The sequence below is a fragment of the Winogradskya humida genome, assembly GCF_016862215.1.
GTDB classification, from domain to species: Bacteria; Actinomycetota; Actinomycetes; order Mycobacteriales; family Micromonosporaceae; genus Actinoplanes; species Actinoplanes humidus.
In genome coordinates, this window is record NZ_BOMN01000098.1 from 44265 (window position 1) to 65621 (window position 21357).

A 21357-nucleotide genomic window follows, 5' to 3' on the forward strand; every position below is an offset into this window, starting at 1 on the left:
TACCGCCGGATGAGGGACCTTCGTGAACCAGCTCCTGGTCGTCGCCGCCGACCTCGTCGCCATCGCCCTGCTCACCTTCGGGAGCTGATCGCCGCCGTCAGCTCCGCAGTTCTGGCCGCCGCCGCGCTCACCGCCCGCACCGACGACAAGGACAGCGACACCCCGCCGACCGCGCAGACGAGCGCGGCGGCCACGGTCGACGCCGGCCAGGACGCGGCCACCGTGCTCGCCGCGAACAAAGCCGTGCACAGTGACGGCTCGGTCCACCTCCACGGCGTCGCGCTGACGGCGGCGAGCGGCGATGACGGCGTACACGCGGAGGATGCTCTTCGTATTGACGCCGGGAGAGTGACGATCACCGGGAGCAACGAGGGTCTCGAAGCGGCCCACATCGCCGTCGCGGGCGGCACGGCGTCCGTGACCTCCAGCGACGACGGTGTGAACGGGTCGGGGGAAAGCGAAGGGGACAGCGAAGGAGGCGGAGGAGGCGAGCAGGTCGGCGACTTCGACGTCACCGTCTCCGGCGGCACCCTGATCATCAACGCGGACGGCGACGGCCTCGACTCCAACGGCACCGCGTCGATCACCGGCGGCACCGTCGTCGTGAACGGCCCGACCGAGAGGAACAACGGCGCCCTGGACGTCAACGGTGCCTTCACCATCAGCGGCGGCATCCTGATCGCGGCGGGGAGCTCGGGCATGCCGGTGGCACCGGGCACGGACTCGACGCAGGCCTGGCTCTCGGCGACCCTCGCCTCCACCGTCCCGGCCGGCACGACCCTGTACGTGACCGACGCCAACGGCAAACCGCTCGCCACGTTCGTCACGAGCAAGGACATGCAGAACCTCGTGTACTCGTCGTCCACGCTCACCAAGGACGGCAAGTACACGATCTACTCGGGCGGCAAGGCCTCAGGGACGAGCACCGGCGGCCTGTCCGCCTCGGGCACCCTGGGCTCGGCGAAGAAGCTGACCACCGTCACCGCGGGAGTCGCTCCCGAGGGCGGCTTCGGCGGCCGCCGCCCGGGCCGGTAGGAAACGCTCGCCGAAGCCCGGGCCCGGGCCCGGGGAGACACGCTCACCGGCGCCCAGGTGGAGCCGGCTCATCGCAGGACGACGTTGTCGGGGTACAGCTTGCCGAGCAGCGCGAGCCTCACCAGGTCGTCCGGGTGGGCGGGCACACCGATCTCGGCGCCGTCCGTCCACACCAGGCCGTCAACGACAAGAACCGCCCCGATTTCAGGCGCCGCAACAGCTGCGGGGCGCCGATGGGCGAAGCGATGGCCGCGGAGGGCCTGGCCGAGATCGACCCGCGAGGTCTGCGCGCCACGAACAACCTCGATGGCAGCGGTACGAACCCCGCCAACGACCGGGCTCGCGACAACGCGAGCGCTCAGCACAGCATCCGGCACGTCTTCGGCAAGATCCTTCAGCGTTGTACCAAGATCCTGCAGCGGTGTACGAGGTGCCGCGTAGTAGTCCGCGTGCTCAGCGACGTACGTCGCCGTTCCGGTGGTGACGCTGCCGGGCCGCCAGGACAACAGGTAGCGGGGTGCGGTGAGGACTGAACCGCCGACGACCGCCGGCAGCGCCGTACCCGTGTCATGGTCGAAGCCGTAACCCGCCGGGCCGGACGTGCCGGTCACCACCGTGCGCGCGAAGGCCACGATGCTGGTGTGCCGGACCTGCCGGAACATCAGCTCGGCGAGGAATTTCTCCCGGGCGGCCTCGACGTGGCGCAGGCCCTGCGGGGTCACCAGCAGCGGTACCTCCGCCCAGTTGGTGAACGGCAGCAACGCGTCGCGCAGCAGGACCATCTGGTGCAGCCACTCGTTGTAGAGCTGCATCCCCACCGGCCCGCCCCGGCTCCCGAGCAGCAGGTCCGCCGCGGCCGGGGTGAGCAGGTGCCCGTCGCAGTGACTACGGATTGCCAGCGGCCCACCGGGCAGCGGCACCGGCGCGTCCAGCGACTCGGCGAGGGCCCGCGATGCCCATTGTGCCAGCGTCTCGCCGATCGTCCGGGCCTGCTCCGCGAGCTCGCGGGTGACCGGGGCAGCGTCGGCGTACCCGGAAAGTGGCAGTGACGTCTCCCGGGTGCCCAGGGCGAGCGTGGCGCGGATCTGTTCATCGAGGATGTGCGGGTCGACGTCGTCCGTGGCCTGCACGGCGCCCTGCAACAGGGGCCGGAGCTGGGCGAAGACGCTGTCCGCGGTGAGGTTCGCCCGCTCGGGCAGGGTGTTCCAGCGGTTGCCGCCGAGAGTCATGAGCCACTCCTTTTGTGGATCGTGCGATACAGAATTTGGGCACGAGAAAATCAGTCGAGGGTGGACAGCGCAATTTCCACGAGCGGTTCGAGCTCGCGCACCTCGGGCGTGACCTTCGAGACGACCAGCAGCCCGTTGAGAAAGGTGACGAGGAAGGCGGCCAGCGTGACCGGATCGCGGCCGGTCCGGATCTCGCCGCGTCTGCCCGCCGCGCGCAGCACCTCGGCGAGGGCATCCCTGCTGGCATCGAGCGTTTCGCGGACGGCCCGCGCGGTGGCGGTGTCGCCCGGCAGCCGTTCGGCGATCGCATTCACGAGGAGACAGCCCCGAGCGCCGTCGGTGGCGATGGCGACCCGTTCGAGCAGCATCGCCCGGATGACGGTGCGCGCGTCGCCGGACTCCTCCAGCGAGGCGAGCGCGTCGGCGGCCAGCGTCTCCCGGTATCGGGTCAGCGCCGCCCGATAGAGCCCGTCCTTGCTGCCGAACGCGGCGTAGAGCGACCCCTGCCCGACCCCGAGCGCCTCGGTGAGGTCGCGCACCGACGTCGCCTCATATCCGCGCAGCCAGAACAGCTCCATGGCACGCGCCACGGCGAGCTCCGTGTCGAACTCCCGCAACCGCGCCATGCCGACACGCTACCTTTTCTGGAACGCGCGATCAAGATAGTGTCACCAGCCGCGGGTGCCGGGCCCGCCCTTGAACGGACCGGTGATGTCCGACGTGATCCAGCCGCCGTAGAAGTCACCCTCCTGCGCGCGGACCACCTCGTCCCCGACCCGGCACTCGTCGACCTTGCTGGGATAGAAGGCGACGGCGCCGGTCATCTCGGCGTACGCCGGGGAAGGATCTTCGTAGGACCACGCGGCCTCCGGGATCCGCGCGCCGCCGACGCTGAGGTCCCAGTAGGTCGCGTCGCCCTTGAACTCGCAGAACGACCGCCCCCGAGCGGGCTGCAGCACCCCCGCCGCGACATCCTCGCGCGGCACGTAATAGACCGGCGGATGCGACGTCTCCAGCACCCGCCAGCACCGATCACTGCTCACGATGCTCTGCCCGGCATGCACGATACTGACCCGCGCACGGCTCAGCTCCAGCCGCGGCGGCCGCGGATAATCCCACACAGATTCCACCCTTTGACCGTACGCCGTCAGCGCCGCCGCCCGGTTTGGCACCGTGCAGCATGATGGCCGGAATGAGGACACGATGGCTGGTGCCCGTGCTGGTGACGGCGGTGCTGCTCGCGGGTTGCGACGTCTCCCCGGAGGACGGCCGGCCCCTGGTGCTCGGCTCGCCCGCGCCGGCGGTGCCCGTGCCGGCCGCGGTCTCGCCGTCCCCAGCGGCGGTGGGTGATACCGGGTGCCTGGAGCCCGGTGTGGAGCTTTCGCTCAGCGAGGTCGATGGCGCGATGGGGCTGCGGGCCGTCGGGATCCAGCTGCGCAACTGCGGCACGAAACCGTACGTCGCCTACGGTTATCCCCTGGTCGATGTCCTCGACGCCGACCACCGGAAGCTCGACGTGAAGGTTCTGGTCGGGACCGACAACATTCAGCAGGTCGACACGCTGAAGGACACCCCGGAGCGGGTGGAGGTCGCGCCGGGTGAGCAGATCGGCGCCGCGCTGTTGTGGCGCAGCACGAACGCCCCGGGTGAGGGCGATTTCATGCTCGGCGCCTACCTGAGTGTCGCCCCGGCGGAGGGGCAGCCCCGGCACACGCTCCCGCTGAACGTCGATCTGGGCACCACCGGAAAAATGGGTGTGGGGCCCTGGGAGTAGGTGCGATGATCTCCGCGATGACCCAGCCTTCCGTACGTTTTGTGCCCCTGCCGCCGCCCGTTCTCGAGGCGCTGCTGGCCGGCGATCTCGCCACCGCCCGCGACCTGACCGGTGTCCCGCTGTCCGAGTGGTTCCTCTCCGACGAGGTCACCTGGTTGTGGCGGCTGCGGCTCGACCAGATCGCCGCCGACCCGCGCGCCGCCGATTGGATCGTGCGCGCGACGGTCAGCGTCCCGGACGGCGTTGTTGTCGGCGCCGGCGGTTTCCACGGGCCGCCCGATGAGGCCGGCATGGTCGAGATCGGCTACAGCACCGATCCGGCTTTCCGCAGGCGCGGGTACGCGCGGGCCATGGTGACCGAGCTGCTGCGCTGGGCTGCTTCCGAGCCGCAGGCCGTGACGGTTCGCGCGAGCATCCGCCCCGACAACGTGGCCTCGCTGGCGACCATCGCGGGCTTCGGCTTCGAGCACGTCGGCGAGCAGTGGGACGAGGAGGACGGCACCGAGTATCTCTACGAGGTGAGTCTGCGCTCGATCGAGACCAGGGTGCCCGTCGACGAGGACGTCACCCGCACCTCGCCGTAGGCGTTCATCAGCAGGGCGCCCCGGCCACGGTCGAGCGGGGCCGGGCGGCCGCGCCAGCTGCCGTAGTCCTGGACGCTGACCCGGATGGTGCCGTGCGCGATCCGCAGCCGGACGTCGACCTCCGGCCGGGTCGGCTGCTGGGCGTGCTCCACCGCGTTGTTGACCGCCTCGGTCGCCGCGAGCTGCAGGTCACCGAGCAGGTCCGCGTCGATCAGGCCGGTGAGCGTGGCGCGCAGATCCGCGCGCATCATCGAGGACGCGGTCGGCACCAGCGGATAGCGCCAGCTCACCTCCAGGTCGGCGATCGTGGGCAGCGCCGTGGCGGGGTCCTCGCCGGGAGCACGCCGGAGCGCGAGCGCCGCGATGTCGTCCGCCGCCGGTTGCACGGCCGCCGCCAGCGCGGTGGTGAGCAGGTCGGCGGCGGGAACGCCACGCCCCGCGCCGTCCGCGCAGCGGGTGAGCACGTGGGAGACCCCGGTGTCGAGCGGTTCGTCCCGGGTCTCGACCAGCCCGTCGGTGAAGAACAGCAGGTAGCCACCGGGCGGCAGGACAGAACTGTTCGACGTGTACGCGGCCGCGGAAAGCCCGAGCGGCGGCCCCACCACACCGCGCATCCAGACGGGCGCCTGCCCGGGAGCCCACTGCAACGGCGCAGGATGCCCCGCCGTGCACCACGTCACCTCCCCCGTCGCCGGGGTGAGCCGCGCGAGCAGCATCGTGGCGAAGTACGGCGTGCTCAACCGGCCGAGCATGGACACGATCCGGGACAGGATGCGCTGCGGGCCGCCGTCCTCGACCGCGTAGGCGCGCACGGCGTTGCGCAGCTGCGCGGCTGTCACGGCGGCGCCCAGGCCGTGACCCGCGACGTCGCCGATCACGAGCAGCAGGTCGTCGCCGGGCAGCGTGATGACGTCGTACCAGTCGCCGCCGAGGTTCCCGGACGCCGGCTGATACCGCGCGCTGAACTCCCATCCGGGCACCGCGGGCAGGGTCTCCGGCAGCACGCTCTGCTGCAACGTGATCGCGATCTGCCGTTCGTGGTCGAGCTCCCAGCGACTCTCGGCGAGCGCCGCGAGCATCGCCGCGACCGGCGCGAGCAGGGCCTGGGCATGCGCCGGAGCCGGCGCGCCGAGCAGAACCGTGACCGAGCCGATCTCGCTGCCGTCCCGGCCCTTCACGGGGGTACGCACGGAGTCCGCCGCGGTCGCCTTCCCGTCCGGCAACGGTGTGCTGAACGTCAGCGCCCTGCGGTCCGGCCCGCCGCTCAGCTCGGTGAACGCCTGCAGGCCGTCGAGCAGCGCCCGGGCCTGTTCGGTGGTGGCGTGCACGGCCTCCTCGAGCGCCCGGCCGGAAGCGATCACCGCCGTCGTACCGGCGGACCCGCCCCGGGGCCGGGCGGACGCGTCCCGGTCACGCTGCAGGTTGCTGCGGACCCGGGCGATCAGCTCGGCCGGCGTGAACGGTTTGACCACGTAGTCGTCCGCGCCCGCGTCGAGACCCTCCACGCCGGCCTCGCCACCCGCCCGCGCGGACAGCATCACGATCGGCAGGGTGCGCGTGCCGTCATGCCGGCGCAGGGTGCGTACCAGGGCGAAGCCGTCCATCCGCGGCATCATCGCGTCGGTGATCAGCAGATCCGGGGGCCGGCGCCGGATCGCCTCCAGCGCGGCCTGCCCGTCACCGACCGTTTCGACCTGCCAGTTCTCCGCGGTCAACAGCCTCTGCAGGTACGCCCGCATGTCGCTGTTGTCATCAGCGACCAGCACCCGGACGTCATGCTCGCCTGAGGGAATGGGATCCGGGGCGGCGAGCCAGCCTTGCGCCTCCTCGGCGAGGGCGTAGGCGTGCGCGGTGGGCGTACCCATAGCTGGGGTTTCGTCCTGGGGTGTAATGGTTTTCCAGGGCAGCGTCACGCTGAAGGTGGTGCCCGAGCCCGGCGCGCTCGCCACGGTGACCTCGCCGCCGAGCAGCCGGGTGAGCTCGCGGACGAGCGCCAGACCGATGCCGCTGCCCTCGTGACTGCGCGCCTGGGCGCCCTGCACCCCTCTTTTATGGAGGTCAACTCTGTGAAAGCGGTCGAACAGGTGCGGCAGCTCGTCGGCGCTGATCCCGATGCCGGAGTCGGCGACCCGCAGGCGTACTCCCTGGTCGTCGCTGTCGAGGGTCACCCGGATCTCGCCGACGAACGTGAACTTGAGCGCGTTGGAGACGAGGTTCGTGACGATCGTCTCCCAGTTCACGGGGTCGACCGCGGTCGGGCGGGACAGTGGCGGGCTCTCCACGACCAGGCGCAGCGACGCCCGCTCGACGGCGGAGCGGAACACCCCGGCCAGGTCCGCGGTGAGCCCGGCGAGGTCGATGCGGCGCGGGGTGTTCCCGGCCCTCCCGGCCTCCAGGCTGGAGAACGTCATCAGGTTGTTGACCAGCGTCAACAGCCGGGTCGCGTTGCGCCGGGCGGTGTCGACTCGCTCGTGCTGACGCTCCCCCAGCGGTTCGGCAGTGTCGGCGAGGGCCTCGGTCAGCGGGCCGAGCATGAGGGTCAGCGGGGTGCGGAACTCGTGGCTGACGTTGGTGAAGAACGCGGTCTTGACCCGGTCCAGCTCGGCGAGCTGCTCGGCCCGGCGGCGTTCCTCCTCGTACGCGTACGAGTTGCGCACCGCCAGCGACACCTGCTGGGCGAGCAGGTGGAAGAACGAGCGGTAGCCGTCGTCGAGCGCGCGGCTCGGGCTCGCACCGGCCACCAGGACGCCGAGCGGTTGCCCCTGCCCGGCCGAGTCGAGCGGGATCGTCACCGCTGTGCGTACGGGTAGGTCCCAGGGCCCGCCGGTCACACCGTACGTCCCGGGTTCGGCGTCCCCGCTCAGCTCCTCAGGCAGGTTGTCGGCGTCCCCGCTCAGCTCCTCGGGCAGGCCGCCGGCGCCGCCGCTCAGCTCCTCGGGCAGGTTGTCGGTGCCGCAGCTCGCGACGCGCCGCAGCCGGTCGCCGTCGCGCAGGTAGATGCCGGCGAACGGGACGTCGAGCGGGTGCTCGGCGATCGCCGCCGCCAGCCGTTCGCAGGTCGGTCCGGCGCCGATCGCCTCACCGCCGGCGCGGACCGAGAGCTCCCTCAGCAGCCGCAGCCGCCGCTCCCCCACGACCTGGTCGGTCACCTCGCTGCACACGGTGAGGACACCGACCGTACGGCCGTCGTCGTCCCGGGCGGGGGCGTGCGAGACGCTGAAGTACGCCTCCTCGCGATACCCCGCCCGCTCGAGCATCAGCTGCAGCGCGGGCACCCAGCTCGCGACGCCGGTGGCCATTGCTTCGGCGATCAGCGGCTCCAGCACGGCCCACCCGGCCGCGAGGGTGACCCGCACATCCCCGCCGAGCGCGGCCGGATGCTGATCACCGATGAGCGCGGAATACGCGTCGTTGTACAGCTGGGTGTACTCCGGGCCCCAGAGCAGCAGCATCGGATAGCGCGACGAGAGCACGATGCCCACCGCCGCCCGCAGGCTCTGCGGCCACTGGTCGACGGCGCCCAGCGGCGTCCCGGCCCAGTCGAGACCGGCCATCAGCCGTCCGGTCTCCCCACCGCCGGCGAACAATCCGGCCATCATCCCCGCATCACCCCCGGCACGGTACCCGTGGCCGGGCCTGACCATGCCTGAGCGCTTAAAACCAGTCGGAGCAGACAGTCTGCGTGTACGTTTCGGCAACGTTGGAAATGATCCGCGCAAAACCGGGGAAAACGTCGCGCCCGCACACCCGGACCATGGTCGGCGGGCTGTCGGCATAACCCGGGGTATAGCTCGTCCCGTCGGCGGAAAATGGGCGTGACCGGCTCTTTCCGAGCAGTCCCTCCCACGTTTCGCCGGCGTCAAGGGTCAGGTCGATCCACAGCTCCCCGGCGCCACGGGTGCCCAGGAAGCCCCACGCGCAGCGGTGACTGTCGGAAAACCTCAGTTCGAGCGTGGCGCCGGCCTGCGTACTGATCTCGTAGACGGCTCGGGCGCCGAGGTCACCGGCGCCGCAGCCAAGATCGATTTCGGGATGCCGGTGAAATGGTTGCCCCGCGGATGCCAGAACCAGGCCGGCGACGACCGCTTGCACAACGTATTTATGCACGGTTCTCCATCCGCTTTCGCCGCTTCAAATTCCCATTCGCGCGGCGGCGCGGGCAAGCAATGTCATCCCTGCGGGTAAACCGGCACTCCCGTGGTCACCCGGACCGGTTCGCCGGTTCGGCCGGCCGTTCGCGTAGCGTGAGGTTTCTGTCGATCTCACGGAGGTTTCGGATGCGGTACGCGGCGGTCGGGGACAGCTTCAGTGAGGGGATGGGTGACGAGCTGCCCGACGGGTCACCGCGCGGCTGGACAGACCTGGTCGCCGCGGGTCTGCCCGGCGACGTGCAGTACGCCAACTTCGCGATCCGTGGCCGCCTGCTCGCCTCGATCGTCGACGACCAGCTGCCGGCGGCGCTCGCGCTCGACCCGCAACCGACGCTGCTCACCCTCAACGGCGGCGGGAACGACATGATGCGCCCGGGCACGGACACCGTCCGCCTGATCGCCCTGCTCGAACAGGCGATCAAGCGGGTCGTCGACGCCGGCATCCGGCTCGTGGTGATCAGCGGCGCCGACCCGTCCCAGCGGCTCCCGTTCGGCGCCTCGATCCGACGCAAGGGCGAGATCCTCACCGAGGCCACCCGGGAACTGGCCGAGCGGCACGGCGCCCAGCTCGTCGACGTCTTCCACGACGTCGAGATCCGCCGCGCGCCGTACTGGTCGGCGGACCGCCTGCACCTCAACGCCGCCGGCCACCAGCGGGTCGCGGGTCTCGTGCTCACCCAGCTGGGCTACGCGGAGGCCGCCCACGCGGTCGACCCGGGCCCGGCCGAGACCCGCCGGGTGCTGTCCGAGGCCCGCTACTACCGCGAGCACGTCCTGCCCTGGGTGCAGCGCCGCCTGCAGGGCCGCTCCTCGGGCGACGACCGCACGGGCAAGTACCTCGACTGGACCAGCATCAAGCCGGGCTGACACGGCTTAACCGGCCGGTCATCCCTACGCGACAGCCGGGACACGCCCGCTGCATAGAACTACGCCAATGAACAGGATGCGTGAGGCGCTGGGTCGGCGTACGTTCCTGCGGGCGGTTGCGGCGGTCGGAGCCGGCGGTATGCCGGCTGCCGTCCCCCATCCCAAGGTCGCCGGGCTTCTGCAGCCGGGCAGGGGGCCGATCCACGGCCGGCACTATCTGGGCTCGCGGCCGGATCAGGTCCGCTGGGGGTACGTGCCGTCGACCACCAGCGACGCCGTCCTGCGGATGCGCTCCGGTGAGACGGTCACCGTGGACACCGTCTCGCACGAGGGCATCCTCGAGGACCAGGGCCGCGACCCGGTGACGTGGTTCGCCGGGCACGGCGTCCCCCGGCGCGAGGTCCTCACCGACGCGATCGACATCGCCCGCGAGTACGACCGGGCACCGCGTAACTTCGATGTGGACGGTCCGCACGTGGTCACCGGCCCCATCCACGTCGACGGGGCCGCACCCGGCGATGTCCTGAAGATCGAGGTGCTGTCCGCGCTGCCCCGGGTCCCGTACGGCGTCGTCTCCTCCCGGCACGGCAAGGGCGCTCTGCCGCGGCTCGCGGGCGGCGCCGTTCCCGCCGGGATCACCGAGGCGGAGATCATGCCGCCGGTGGCGACCGACGGCCGGGCGACCGGGGACCCGACCCGTTACGGCAACGTCTCGGTCTTCACGCCCGTGCGGTCAGGCCACGGCATCATGCCGCGCGGCCCGCGCAGGCAGGTGAGGTTCCCGCTGAACCCGTTCATGGGCATGATGGGCGTGGCGTTCGCCGGTGCGCCTTCTCTGACCGACCCGCTGCTCAACTCGATCCCGCCGACCCTCGGCGGCGGCAACATCGACATCAACCTGCTCGGTGTCGGCGCCACGTTCTACCTGCCGGTCTTCGCCGAGGGCGCGCTGTTCTACGTCGGCGACCCGCACCTGGCCATGGGCGGCGGCGAGGTGGCGCTCACGGCGATGGAAGGCTCGCTGCGCGCGACGTTCCGCCTGACCGTCGTCAGGAAGGGCAGGCCGGGTGCGCCGTCGGTGGCGTTCACCTACCCCTTCGCCGAGACGCGGGACGCGTGGATCCCCATCGGGCTGTCCGATCCGGACGGTGTGCGGGACGGTCAGGGCAACGATCTCGACATCGCGATGCGCCGGGCGGTGGTCAATGCCCTCGACTTCCTCCAGCACGATCTCGGGATGGACAGATCTGTCGCGTACGCCTACCTGTCAGCAGCCGCGAACTTCGAGGTCTCCCAGGTCGTCGATCGCACCACGGGCGTGCACGGCGTCATCAACAAGGGACACTTCTGAACGCGTCCCGGACGCCCACGGTCCAGCGGCAGCCGAACTTCGGGTCAGCGACAGCGCGGCGGTTGAGGACGGCGTCACCGGCGGGGCGGTGACCGGTGCGGACCCAGGTGACAAGGTCGTCGAAGCCGCGCTGGAGTTCGGGCTGGGTGAAGTCGCAGTGGCCGACGCCGCGGATCGCCCGGGAGACGAACAGGTTCGAGCGTCCGTTGGCGGCAGCGCGCTGGGCGTACACCTGCTCCATGGAGAACGGCACGAAGAGGTCGCCGATGTCGTGCATCGACAGGACGGGGATGGACGGTCTGCCGTCGACGCGCGGGATGCCGTCGAGGCCGTCGCTGGCCCGGGCGGTGTGGCGCACGCGCAGGACCTCGGCGTTGAGGCGCCGCTCGGCCGCCGTGAGCTTCCGCTTGTCGGTGCTGCGGTAGACCGTGAACCGGTTGTCCGTGACGTTGCCGTCCGCGATGCCGCCGGTCCCGCCCGTGACACCCGGGTAGAGGCCGAACAGGAACGGCAGGTCGCTGAGGGGCTCGATCGAGCGGGCGGTGTTCCAGTACGCGAAGGCGCCGTCGAATCCGGGGCGCTCGCCACCCGTACGCCGCTCGACGACGTCCGACCAGGTCCGCCCCGCCGGGGTCAGCGCCGGCGGGGCGCCCGGTGTCACGCCGAGCTTGGGCAGGATCCTGCCGACCTGTTCACGCCATGTCTGCGGATAGTCGGCGGCGGGCTGGAGCGGGAAGTCGATGTCGACACCTGCCAGGGCGGCGGCGGTGACGTTGGCGTCGAGGAAGTAGTCGTAGAGCTCGGTGTCCCCGATCACGCCGCAGGTCGGCATGGCGCCCACGAACGCGCGGGGGTGTTCCTCGATGGCGACGGCGGTGACGTGGCCGCCCATCGACTCGCCCGTCATGTAGACGTCGTTCGCACGCTTGCCGGTGGCGCGGCGGAACACATCGATCAGGGTGTACGAATCGCGCACGCCCTGCCCGACGTCGTACCCGTTGGTGCTGTAACTGGAGGACGCCCACGCGAAACCGCGCGCGAGATAGTGCGCGCGCAGCGCCGGGTTGTTCACATAGACGGTCGTGCCGGCACCGCGATAGCCGTGCGCGTAGACGACCAGAGAGCCGTTCCACCGGCGCGGTAGCTCGACCCGCCACGCCGCACCGTCACGGATTCCGGTGTAGACCCGGGAAGCGTCCGGCAGCGCGGTGAACGGGGTGCCGTCGACATCGCAGTCCGGGTCGGCGACGAGGTAGCCGGGCTGGGTGGTGCTGGGCGTGGGCGCCGTACAGGCCGCCGGCGCCGCGGATGCGGGTGTCGCGACCAGCGAGACCCCGAGCGTCAGCACCACTATGGAGTGTTTCCACTTCATCACCATCGGGCTACCTCCCTGTGACATCAAACGGCCGCCGTCGATGCGTGTCAACACCCGCATCGTGTTCGCTTGCGAATACTCGCACGCGAATAATACGGTGGCCGGGTGAAGCGACGCAGGGTGGCGAACATGTTGGCGCTGGCTGTGCTCTCCGCGCTGGTGGAGCGGCCGATGCACCCGTACGAGATGGCCACGATCCTGCGGGAGCGCGGCAAGGACGACGACATGGAGATCAAGTGGGGGTCGCTCTACACCGTCGTGCGCAACCTCGCCAAGCACGGTCTGATCGAGCCCGCCGAGGTCGGCCGGGACGGCCGGCGTCCTGAACGGACGGTCTACCGGATCACCACCATCGGCCACGACGAGCTGGTCGACTGGGTCCGCGAGCTGATCGCGATGCCGGGCCCCGAGCACCCCCGCTTCCGGGCCGGCCTGTCCGTGCTGTCCGTCCTGCACCCCGGCAACGCGACGGCCCTGCTCCGCGAACGCCTCGCCCGCCTCGACGACGGGGTGATCGCAGCCCGCGCGGCACTCGAACAGTACGGCCGCGAGGTCCCCCGTCTGTTCCTCGTCGAATCGGAATACGACCTCGCGATCCGGGTCGCGGAAGCAGCCTGGGTCCGCTCCCTGCTGGCCGAGATCGACCTCGGCACCTACCCCGGGCTGGACGCCTGGCGGGCCTTCCACGAGGAGAACCCATGACACAGGTACGCACAGCGCTGATCGTCGGTGGCGGGATCGCCGGTCCGGTGGTGGCAGCGGCGCTCCGGCGAGCCGGCATCACCTCAACGGTCGTGGAGGCGCACGCCGCGCAGGACGATCACCTCGGCGGCACCCTGGCCCTGGCGCCCAACGGCGTCGCGGCCCTGCACGCCATCGGCATGGACGAGGGCGTTGTGGAGCACGCGACGCCGATCAGCAGACAGGTCATGGCGTTCGGCGGTAAGCGCATCGCCATGCCTTCGCTCAAGGACGTGCCACCCCTGCGCGTGGTGCACCGCGCAGCTCTGCACCGCGCCCTGTACGAGCAGGCGGGCGTGCCATTCCTGTTCGGCAAACGCCTCTCCGGCGCGCACGAGACGACGACCGGGGTCACCGCGACGTTCGACGACGGCAGCACCATGGAGGCCGACGTCCTCATCGGTGCCGACGGTGTCCGGTCGACCGTGCGCGGGCTGATCGACGCGGACGCCCCCGGGCCGGAGTTCACCGGCGTTCTCGGCTTCGAGGGCGTCTCCGACCACGAGGTGGACCTGCCTGCGGGGACGATGACGTTCGCTTTCGGCCGCCGGGGTTACTACCTCTACTGGCCGGAGCCGGGCGGTGGGACGCGGTGGGGTGCCAACCTGCCGTGGAAGCAGCCGCTGCGGCGCTCGGAGGCGCTCAGGAGACACGACTGGATGAGTGTGCTCCGGGAGGCGTACGGAGATGATGATCCTGGTGGAGAGCTGATCCGGCGCACCGACGCCGCCGCCCTGCAGGTTGTCGGCGGTCTGCAGATCATGCCGCGGGTGCCGCACTGGCATCGCGGCCGCATGGTCCTCTGCGGGGATGCGGCCCACGCGCCGTCGAACAGCTCCGGCCAGGGCGCGTCGCTGGCGATCGAGAGCGCCGTGCAACTGGCGCGCTGTCTGCGCGATCTTCCCGACCTTCCGGCTGCCTTCGGGACCTATGAACGCCTACGCCGTGACCGCGTGGAGCAGATCGCGGCACGTGCCGCGCGCATCAACCACGCCAAGGCGCCCGGCCCGATCGCGCGGACGCTCATGCCGGTGCTGATGCCGCTGGCGATGAAGGCCATGCACATCGAGCGGACCACCGGCGAGGAGCAGCGCTACCGCATCAACTGGGACGCCCCGGTGACCTCGTGAAATCAATCCGGAAAACGACGTATCGGATCTTTCCGGCTGCCCTCTGAGTGGTGACGGGGCCCGGAGCAGCCGGCGCCCCGAACACCACACGGGGGATCAGATGAACACCCACACACCGGCTCGGCGCCGCATTGCCGTGGGGGCCGCCGCACTGCTCGCGGCTCCTGCGCTCGGGGGCGCCGGGGCGAGCGCGCACGAAACGACAACCGTGGTGCCCACATACACGGTTGTGCAGGAGGGGCTGACCGCCGAGCAGGGCGGCGAGCTCGCCCGCGCGTTCGGCACCGAGAACGCGCTGCAACCGAACGGGTATTTCAGCTACGTCGACACGGCGTACGGGCAGGTGCCGCTGACCGAAGCCGCCGCCGAGCGGGGCGGGGAGAAAGGCGAGCAGATCACCGCCCAGACCCTGGACACCAAGGCCCTGCAACGCATCCGCCCGGTGGCCGACGAGCAGGCCCTCGAACGCGGCGCGGAGCTGGTCAAACTCGCTCAGCTGAGCCCCGATCTCACCGCGACTCCCGAGGTCACCCACACCGAGCTGACGATCACGAGCACCACAGGCAGGACGGCCAGGGCAAAGGCCAAGGTCTACCCCCTCGACACGGTGGTCAGCTACCGGCTGGACCTGGGCGGCCTCCCCGTCACCGGGCAGGGCGCGAAGCTGCGGCTCACCGTCGGGCCCGACGGCGCGGTCACCCAGCTCTCGAGCGCCCTGCGCCAGGTGGAGAAGAGCGGCAAGGCCGAGGTCATCAGCCCCAGGCGCGCGTACGCACAATGCGCCGCTCTCTACGGCGAAGGCGTCAAACAGGACGAGCCGACCCTCGGCTACCAGTTCCCCGAGCTGAGCGCCGCAGACGCGAGCGGCAAGGGAACGGTGTCCACGATCCTTCCGCAGTACACGTGCAACCCGGCCGACGGCGCCCAGGCGCACCGGCTCGTGCCGGCGGTCGAGGGCGCGGCACCGGCGGGCAAGATCGGAGCTGTCCGCACGGGCGGGACGATCAGCGCGAAGGTGTCCGTCGACGGCGGCACAGCACCGTACACCTATCTGTGGTCCTCCTCCTCCACCGTCCTGACCAGCCGTAACGAAGCGGGCATCACCTACGAGCGCAGCCCGCGCGATCGGGAGGACGGCGGCGAGCAGCTCACCGTCGAGGTAACCGACGCGAACGGCCTGGCCGCCACCGCCCACGTGGACCTGGGCAGCGACGGGGAGACGAGCGCCGAGTTCCAGCCCGGCGGCGGCGGCTTCGGGGCATTGTCGACCGGCCGCACGGACGTCGGTATCGAGCAGACCATCAACGAGTGGCAGTGCGCCCAGGACAGCGCGAACGGTTTCCGCAACGTCATGGCCGATCACGGCGTCCCCACGCAGTTCGACTGGCGTGGCGCGAGCGCGTTCGAACGCGACTTCAAGGAGCCCTACGACAACTCGTATGTCGATGACGTCGACGCGACCTGGTACACCGGCCACGGCTGGCCGGGCGGTTTCACGTTCAAGGGCGCCCACGACGACACCACGATCACGCCGGGCGACGCCCGCTGGGGCAACAACGACCTCGAATGGCTCCAGCTCGAATCGTGCCAGGTGCTGCGCGACACGAACGGCAACCATGACTACTTCGGCCGCTGGCGTCAGGCGTTCGCCGGGCTGCACATCCTGAACGGGTTCGACACCAACGCGTACTGCGTCGGCGGTGGCACGGGCGGCACGTTCGCGTCGTACCTGTTCCCGAAGAAGTTCCTCTGGTGGCAGCTGCGCCCCGCCTACCGGGTCCAGTCGGCCTGGGCGGCCATGGCCATCGACCGCGAACCGTCGGGCGTCAAGTACCGCTCGATGGGCCTGATCCGCTCCGACGGCGTCACCAACATCGGCGACTACTTCTGGGGCCAGGGCCCCACCGGCCCGGACATCCCGCTCACCGCCGGCACAGGAATGTGGTCACTCTCCGGCACAGTCTGACCGTACGCCCGAAGCAGCGCTCCGCCGTCCCCCGGTGGAGCGCTGCTTTCGTCACACCAAATAACCGCATTCCGGCACAGGCGGAATGGAATCGGTCGCTTGACGACGGGGCTCAGCCGATCATTCAGCGCCCCGTGGCCATGTTGCTCGAAATGTCAACTTGTCCGTTTGCTCGCTGGTTCGCGCCCGGCCCACGGTTCTATGTTGGCCGGGAACGAGACGTCCGGGCGATCCCGGTCTCTGTGCCAGATGACCTTTTCATCGACGCCGCCGATCCACACAGTGCTATGTCGACGTTCATTTCTTTCCCGGAGGACCCTCCATGCGCAATCCCACGTTCCACTACATCGTGGTCGTCGATGTCGAGGGATACGGCCGCCGGCTCGTGCCCGTGCAGGCGTCGCTGCGGACCGCCATGTACGAGGTGACGGAGAACGCGTTCGAGGACGCCGGCCTGGACTGGGAGTCCGTGGTCAAGCTGGATCGCGGCGACGGGATCCTGATGCTCGTGCCGCCCACCGCCGACGGGGTCACCCTCGCGGGGAAGTTCGTGATCGCCCTGCACGAGAGCCTGCGGGAGAAGGCCGGCTTCTTCTCCGCCGAGCATCAGATGCGGATGCGGGTCGCGCTGCACCAGGGCACCTGCCAGCAGGACCGCAACGGCTGGGTCGGCGAGGCGATCAACACCGCGGCCCGCCTGGTCGACGCCGGCCCGCTGCGCGCGGCGCTGGCCTCGGCACCCGCGGCGACCATGGCGTTCATCGCCTCCGACGACATCTACCGCAGCGTGATCCGGCACGGCTTCCGGCACATCGACACGGCGTCGTTCGCCCCGGTCGAGATCGACATGAAGGAGCTGCAGGAGACCGCCTGGGTGCAGATCCCCGGCTACCCGCACCCGCCGCACCTCAACCCGCAGCCCGCGCCGGCGCCCGCCCCGCAACCGTCGCCCGCGGGCGGGGAGCGCAGGACGTCCGCCGGGGTGCAGTTCCACGGGCCGTTGACCTTCGGCGGCGATCAGGTGATCGGTCACAAGACCGTGCACGGCAACGAGTATCCCCGATGACAGCACCCGCACCACCGCCGCAGCAGCAGGCACCGGCGATCCCACAACCGCAGGGCCCCGCGCCGCAGAAACAGCAGGACCCCACCCCGGGCCCGGTCAAGCCGGCCGGGAACGCCGCGAAACCCACCTCGGGCGCGCAGAAGCCCGCGGGAGGGCCGCCGAAGGACGCGGCCGCCGGTAAGGAGGCCGCCAAAGACGGGGCCGCCGTCCCGCAGGCCGGGCCGCAGCCGGAGCCGATCTCCACGACCGGTCTGGAGGACCAGGAGAAGCGGGGCGCGCTGCCCGAGGCCGCCGACGACCGGCTGGAGGAGCGGCTGCGCAAGGCCGCGTACAACCTCTCCGGTGACCTGGTCGCCGGTGACAAGCTCGTGATGATGCTCGGCGGCAAGGAGAAGGCGCCGATGCAGCCGCTCGGTGCCCAGCTCACCGAGCCGGTGCGGCACGCGTTCGTCGAGCCCGCGGACTGGCCGAAGATCCGCGGTGTCCTCTTCGACCAGCGCCTCGTGGTGCTGCGCGCCGATCCGCATCAGGGCAAGGTCGCGGCCGCGATCCGGATGCTGCAGGCGGTGCCGGAGCGCCCGATCTACAACCTGGACAACGACGTCGACCTGGCCCGGCTCACGACGCTGCTGGACGACGCCAACAACGACAACCCGCTGCCGCCCGGCGCCGGCTTCCTGCTGTGCGAGCCACAGCGGTGGGGCGAGGTGCAGGGCTGGATGCTGCAGCAGCTCGAAGCCGTGATGAAACGCATCGACGCCCGGATGGTGCTCACCCTCGGCACGGACGCCCCGCTCGCCGACGAGGACATCCGCGAGCACGTGGTGGCGCTGGGCCAGGCCCGCCCGCACGCCGAGATCCTTGCCAGCCACCTCGCGTGGCGGCTGGAGGACCGGGAGCTCGCGCAGCGGCTGCTCGCGGAGAAGAGCGTCGCCGAGCTGGCCGATGAGACCTTCACGGGGGTGATGTCGCTGAAGGTGGCGGCGGACCTCGCGGTGATCATCAGCCAGGAGCTGAGCGGCGCGACGGTCGACGTGGACCGGGTCCGCGCCCGGGTGGCCGAGCGAACCATCGAGGACTTCGACATCTGGTTCGGCGGGCTGGACGAGGTCCCGGACCGGTGCATGGCGATCGCGCTGGCGGCGTTGAACGGGCTGCCCTACGAGATCGTGGTCCGCGCCGCCGATGCCCTGGCCGACCGGCTCGACGGGCCGCCCCTGGTCGTCGGTGGTGACACGGTGCATGTCGTGGCGCCGTGGCGGGACCCGTTCCGGCGTACCAGGCGGGAGCGGTTGCGGCTGTTGCGGGCCCAGGTACGCACGACGACCGTGCGCGGCCCGTTCGGCACCGGTCCGGCGGAGGTCCTCGAGTACGCCGACACCAGCTATCCCCTCCAGATCCTCACCCACGTGTGGCGGGAATTCGACATTCAGCGGGTCCTGCTGGACTGGCTGCGCGATCTGGCGGTCAGCTCGAACAAAGATGTGCGCGCCTGGTCCGGCACCGCGCTGGGCGTCCTGTCCTGCCAGGCGTTCGACTTCGTCCACGCCGAGGCCCTGCGCCCGATGTCGATCGACGACGACAGCATCCAGAACCGCGAGGTCGTCGCGTACGCCCTGCGCGTACCCGCCGATGATCCGAAGCTGCGCCCGCTCGTGACCGCCGTGATCACCGGCCTGTACACCAACCGCGACTCCCCGTTCGGCCAGGCCACGGCGGCGAGGGCGTACGGCATCAGCCTCGGCCGGCAGAGCGCCCCGGACGCGCTGACCGCCCTCGACCGGCTCGCCACCATCGACCACATCGCGATCGCGTCGGCCATCGCGGGCAGCCTCGGCGATCTGATCCTGCAGAACGAGCAGGACAACGCACCCCTGGTGCTGGACCGGATCTCCGGCTGGCTCAACGACCGCCGCCGGGCACTGACCGGCCAGTTCGCCTTCCTCCAGCTGGCCCGGTCGCTCACCACCGAGGTCACGATGGGTGACCCGGCGGTCAAGACGTCCTGGCCGACGCTGCTGATGTTCGCCGATCAGCGGCTGCCACTGCGCCACGGCCTGATCGGCATGTGGCGCCACGTCCTGCACTCGGGGACGTTCCCGCTCGCCACCGAGCAGGCGCTGGACACGTGGGCCGCGCTGGCCGAGGCGGACGGCGACGTGCAGGTCTCGTTCTGCCGGATGCTCGCCGCCGCCGCCGAACAGCTCCGCACCGGCAACCTGATCCGGCGCCACGTGACCCGCTGGCGGGCCGTCGACAACCTGCAACCCAAACCCCGGACGGCGTACGCGGTCGAGGCCGCGCTCGATGCGAGGAGTGAGCCCCGGTGACCCATCCCCTTTCCATCATCCTCAGTGTCACCCCCGTGCAGCGGGGCATCTTCGACCGCAGCAAGGCGACCCTGCCGAACGTCGGCGTGGTCTACTCGACCGCAGCCGGGCAGGTCGCGTACTTCGACGGGCGACCGCTGACCTGGTCGGAGCAGGCGTTCTCGCAGTACCGGACCCGCTACGACGTCGACCTCAGCGAACACCGGCGCACCGCGGAGCTGCGCAGCACCCCGCTGCCCTCACGGGGTGACTTCTACTTCTTCATCGCCACCGTGGACGTGACGTTCCGGGTCAGCGACCCGGCGGAAGTCGTGCGGCGCAACATCCGCGACCCGTTGCCCGTCGTGTACGGCCACCTGGCCAACAGGTTCCGGGTGATCACCCGCGGTTTCGACATCGAGGAGTCCACCCAGGCGGAGACCGCGCTGCGCAACGCCTTCGACGGCGAGGTCGCCCTGCCGCAGGGCATCACCCTCACCGAGGTCCTGCCACGGCTGCTGCCCGACGAGGCAGCCAACCGGTATCTGCGGCAGAAGGCGGAGGCCGGGCGCTCGCTGCAGACGAACCAGGCGCTGCACGCGGTGAACGTTCAGCAGACGTTGCAGCAGGGCGAGCTCGACCGGATGCTGCAGATCGGCCGGATCCAGGCGGCGCAGGCGGAGATGGCCGCGCTGGGCGGCGGCGGCGAGATGTCCGCGCGGCAGATGGTGATGCTCCACCTCGCCCGCAACCCGCACGACACGGAGAACGCACTGAACCTGTTGATGGCGCACGAGCAGGCGATGCTCGAACGCCAGGACGGGCAGAGCGCGCAGACCGCCGAGTTGTTCCGCTTCCTCGTCGAGAACGACCTGCTGCAGGCCGGGGATGTCGAGTCGCATCTGCCGTCGCTGATGCACCAGATGGGGCTGGCCGCCCCGCCCGCCGCGGTGAGGAGCACGGCGTGGACGCAGCCACCGCTCCTGCAGCGCGCCGATCCACCGGCGGCGGTCGGCCCGGCCGGGCAACCCGCGAAGCCCGAACCCGCGGTCGTGTACGAGCAGGACCCGGTCACCAAGGTGTGGCAGCCCTCCGACGGCGTCCAGCCCGTGTACCTGATGGTTGACGAGTCGGCGGGCGTCGGCCCGTACATCAGCGATCTGAGCAACGGCGTACACGCCCTGCACGACAAGCTGTTACGGGCCGCGGACGTCTCCCCCGCGATCCGGTTGTCGGTTCTCGGTTTCGCCGACCAGCTCGCGACCCGCACCAGGCTGGAAGCCGTGGTCTCCGGCAGCGAGTCACCCTGGTTCGCGGCCCGGGGCCCGGCCGATTACGCGCGCGCCTTCGAGATGCTGCTCGACCAGATCACCCCCGACATCGAGGAGCTCAAACAGCAGCAGCAGAAGGTGCTGCGACCGGTGGTGTACCTGCTCAGCGGCAGCGACCCGGGTGACGACACCACCTGGGCCAGCCCGCACCGGCGCCTGATCGATCCGGCCGCCCACCGGTACGCCCCGCACATCGTGGCGACCGGCTTCGGCAGCGCCAGCGCGCGGCTGATCTCGACCCTCGCCACGCAGCCCGAACTCGGCTACGTCATGACCCCCGACACCGACGTCCACCAGGCCATCCGGCAGTACTGGGAGTCGCTCGCCCAGACGATCCTCGACTCCGGCCGGGCCCTCATCGCGGGGCGCCCCGATCTCGAGCTCGCGCCCCGGCCGCCCTCCGGTTTCCGGCTCGCCCGGGAACTGGTCTGACGCATCCCGACAAAGA

The 21357-nt window shown here is 70.7% G+C and carries 17 protein-coding genes; 11 read left to right on the forward strand and 6 right to left on the reverse strand.

The window, feature by feature from the left end; all coding sequences use genetic code 11:
* The first annotated feature begins 9 nt into the window (after positions 1-9).
* A complete protein-coding gene (locus tag Ahu01nite_RS34330) occupies positions 10-1035 on the forward strand; it encodes a carbohydrate-binding domain-containing protein (protein ID WP_203840875.1) in 1026 nt (341 codons plus the stop codon).
* A gap of 68 nt (positions 1036-1103) precedes the next feature.
* Here the strand turns inward: Ahu01nite_RS34330 and Ahu01nite_RS34335 are convergent, their stop codons facing one another.
* Genes Ahu01nite_RS34335 through Ahu01nite_RS34345 form a run of 3 tightly spaced genes read right to left on the reverse strand, consistent with a single transcriptional unit; the run spans position 1104 to position 3394 of the window.
* On the reverse strand, positions 1104-2264 hold the full coding sequence (locus tag Ahu01nite_RS34335) for a hypothetical protein (protein ID WP_203840876.1): 1161 nt from the start codon (positions 2262-2264) through the stop codon (positions 1104-1106).
* A 50-nt stretch (positions 2265-2314) separates the two neighbouring features.
* Complete coding sequence (locus Ahu01nite_RS34340) at positions 2315-2890, reverse strand: TetR/AcrR family transcriptional regulator (RefSeq protein WP_203840877.1); 576 nt, start codon at positions 2888-2890, stop codon at positions 2315-2317.
* A gap of 42 nt (positions 2891-2932) precedes the next feature.
* Positions 2933-3394: a DUF427 domain-containing protein gene (locus Ahu01nite_RS34345; protein WP_203840878.1), complete on the reverse strand. Its 462-nt coding sequence runs from the start codon at positions 3392-3394 to the stop codon at positions 2933-2935.
* A 62-nt stretch (positions 3395-3456) separates the two neighbouring features.
* Between Ahu01nite_RS34345 and Ahu01nite_RS34350 the strand changes: the two genes are divergently transcribed.
* Both Ahu01nite_RS34350 and Ahu01nite_RS34355 read left to right on the forward strand, forming a co-directional pair.
* Entirely contained in the window at positions 3457-4038 is a 582-nt protein-coding gene (locus Ahu01nite_RS34350) for a DUF4232 domain-containing protein (protein WP_203840879.1), read from the forward strand.
* Positions 4039-4055: 17 nt separating this feature from the next.
* On the forward strand, positions 4056-4622 hold the full coding sequence (locus Ahu01nite_RS34355) for a GNAT family N-acetyltransferase (RefSeq protein WP_203840880.1): 567 nt from the start codon (positions 4056-4058) through the stop codon (positions 4620-4622).
* Here the strand turns inward: Ahu01nite_RS34355 and Ahu01nite_RS34360 are convergent.
* Positions 4550-8221 carry a SpoIIE family protein phosphatase gene (locus tag Ahu01nite_RS34360; RefSeq protein ID WP_239159354.1) on the reverse strand — a complete coding sequence of 1224 codons (3672 nt, stop codon included), beginning with the start codon at positions 8219-8221 and terminating at the stop codon, positions 4550-4552. The two genes, Ahu01nite_RS34355 and Ahu01nite_RS34360, sit on opposite strands and share 73 nt — an antisense overlap.
* 55 nt (positions 8222-8276) lie before the next feature.
* Positions 8277-8729: a hypothetical protein gene (locus Ahu01nite_RS34365; protein WP_203840881.1), complete on the reverse strand. Its 453-nt coding sequence runs from the start codon at positions 8727-8729 to the stop codon at positions 8277-8279.
* Between the two features lie 170 nt (positions 8730-8899).
* Between Ahu01nite_RS34365 and Ahu01nite_RS34370 the strand changes: the two genes are divergently transcribed.
* Positions 8900-9640 carry an SGNH/GDSL hydrolase family protein gene (locus Ahu01nite_RS34370; protein WP_203840882.1) on the forward strand — a complete coding sequence of 247 codons (741 nt, stop codon included), beginning with the start codon at positions 8900-8902 and terminating at the stop codon, positions 9638-9640.
* Between the two features lie 67 nt (positions 9641-9707).
* On the forward strand, positions 9708-10991 hold the full coding sequence (locus tag Ahu01nite_RS34375; protein ID WP_203840883.1) for an acetamidase/formamidase family protein: 1284 nt from the start codon (positions 9708-9710) through the stop codon (positions 10989-10991).
* Here Ahu01nite_RS34375 and Ahu01nite_RS34380 read toward each other — a convergent pair.
* A complete protein-coding gene (locus tag Ahu01nite_RS34380) occupies positions 10972-12369 on the reverse strand; it encodes an alpha/beta hydrolase family protein (protein ID WP_203840884.1) in 1398 nt (465 codons plus the stop codon). The two genes, Ahu01nite_RS34375 and Ahu01nite_RS34380, sit on opposite strands and share 20 nt — an antisense overlap.
* Before the next feature lie 102 nt (positions 12370-12471).
* Here Ahu01nite_RS34380 and Ahu01nite_RS34385 point away from each other — a divergent pair, with 102 nt between their 5' ends.
* The 6 genes from Ahu01nite_RS34385 to Ahu01nite_RS34410 all read left to right on the forward strand — a co-directional run bounded on the left by Ahu01nite_RS34385 (position 12472) and on the right by Ahu01nite_RS34410 (position 21341).
* Positions 12472-13068: a PadR family transcriptional regulator gene (locus Ahu01nite_RS34385; protein ID WP_239159355.1), complete on the forward strand. Its 597-nt coding sequence runs from the start codon at positions 12472-12474 to the stop codon at positions 13066-13068.
* Positions 13065-14237 (forward strand): FAD-dependent oxidoreductase, encoded by a 1173-nt coding sequence (locus Ahu01nite_RS34390; RefSeq protein WP_203840885.1) that lies wholly within the window; start codon positions 13065-13067, stop codon positions 14235-14237. Before Ahu01nite_RS34385 ends, Ahu01nite_RS34390 begins: the two co-directional genes overlap by 4 nt.
* A gap of 100 nt (positions 14238-14337) precedes the next feature.
* Positions 14338-16203 (forward strand): DUF6345 domain-containing protein, encoded by a 1866-nt coding sequence (locus Ahu01nite_RS34395; protein ID WP_203840886.1) that lies wholly within the window; start codon positions 14338-14340, stop codon positions 16201-16203.
* Positions 16204-16525: 322 nt separating this feature from the next.
* Positions 16526-17269, forward strand: coding sequence for a nucleotidyl cyclase domain-containing protein (locus Ahu01nite_RS34400; RefSeq protein WP_203840887.1), 744 nt, complete (start codon positions 16526-16528; stop codon positions 17267-17269).
* Positions 17266-19599 (forward strand): hypothetical protein, encoded by a 2334-nt coding sequence (locus Ahu01nite_RS34405; RefSeq protein ID WP_203840888.1) that lies wholly within the window; start codon positions 17266-17268, stop codon positions 19597-19599. The genes Ahu01nite_RS34400 and Ahu01nite_RS34405 overlap by 4 nt, the downstream gene beginning before the upstream one ends.
* Positions 19596-21341, forward strand: coding sequence for a vWA domain-containing protein (locus Ahu01nite_RS34410; protein ID WP_203840889.1), 1746 nt, complete (start codon positions 19596-19598; stop codon positions 21339-21341). Before Ahu01nite_RS34405 ends, Ahu01nite_RS34410 begins: the two co-directional genes overlap by 4 nt.
* Positions 21342-21357: the final 16 nt, after the last annotated feature.

Coding starts and splice junctions, on each gene's coding strand:
- Ahu01nite_RS34355 (WP_203840880.1), top strand. CDS start 4,056: ATGACCCAGCCTTCCGTACGTTTTGTGCCCCTGCCGCCGCCCGTTCTC.
- Ahu01nite_RS34375 (WP_203840883.1), top strand. CDS start 9,708: ATGAACAGGATGCGTGAGGCGCTGGGTCGGCGTACGTTCCTGCGGGCG.
- Ahu01nite_RS34405 (WP_203840888.1), top strand. CDS start 17,266: ATGACAGCACCCGCACCACCGCCGCAGCAGCAGGCACCGGCGATCCCA.
- Ahu01nite_RS34340 (WP_203840877.1), bottom strand. CDS start 2,890: ATGGCGCGGTTGCGGGAGTTCGACACGGAGCTCGCCGTGGCGCGTGCC.
- Ahu01nite_RS34395 (WP_203840886.1), top strand. CDS start 14,338: ATGAACACCCACACACCGGCTCGGCGCCGCATTGCCGTGGGGGCCGCC.
- Ahu01nite_RS34350 (WP_203840879.1), top strand. CDS start 3,457: ATGAGGACACGATGGCTGGTGCCCGTGCTGGTGACGGCGGTGCTGCTC.
- Ahu01nite_RS34330 (WP_203840875.1), top strand. CDS start 10: ATGAGGGACCTTCGTGAACCAGCTCCTGGTCGTCGCCGCCGACCTCGT.
- Ahu01nite_RS34370 (WP_203840882.1), top strand. CDS start 8,900: ATGCGGTACGCGGCGGTCGGGGACAGCTTCAGTGAGGGGATGGGTGAC.
- Ahu01nite_RS34380 (WP_203840884.1), bottom strand. CDS start 12,369: ATGGTGATGAAGTGGAAACACTCCATAGTGGTGCTGACGCTCGGGGTC.
- Ahu01nite_RS34335 (WP_203840876.1), bottom strand. CDS start 2,264: ATGACTCTCGGCGGCAACCGCTGGAACACCCTGCCCGAGCGGGCGAAC.
- Ahu01nite_RS34400 (WP_203840887.1), top strand. CDS start 16,526: ATGCGCAATCCCACGTTCCACTACATCGTGGTCGTCGATGTCGAGGGA.
- Ahu01nite_RS34360 (WP_239159354.1), bottom strand. CDS start 8,221: ATGATGGCCGGATTGTTCGCCGGCGGTGGGGAGACCGGACGGCTGATG.
- Ahu01nite_RS34390 (WP_203840885.1), top strand. CDS start 13,065: ATGACACAGGTACGCACAGCGCTGATCGTCGGTGGCGGGATCGCCGGT.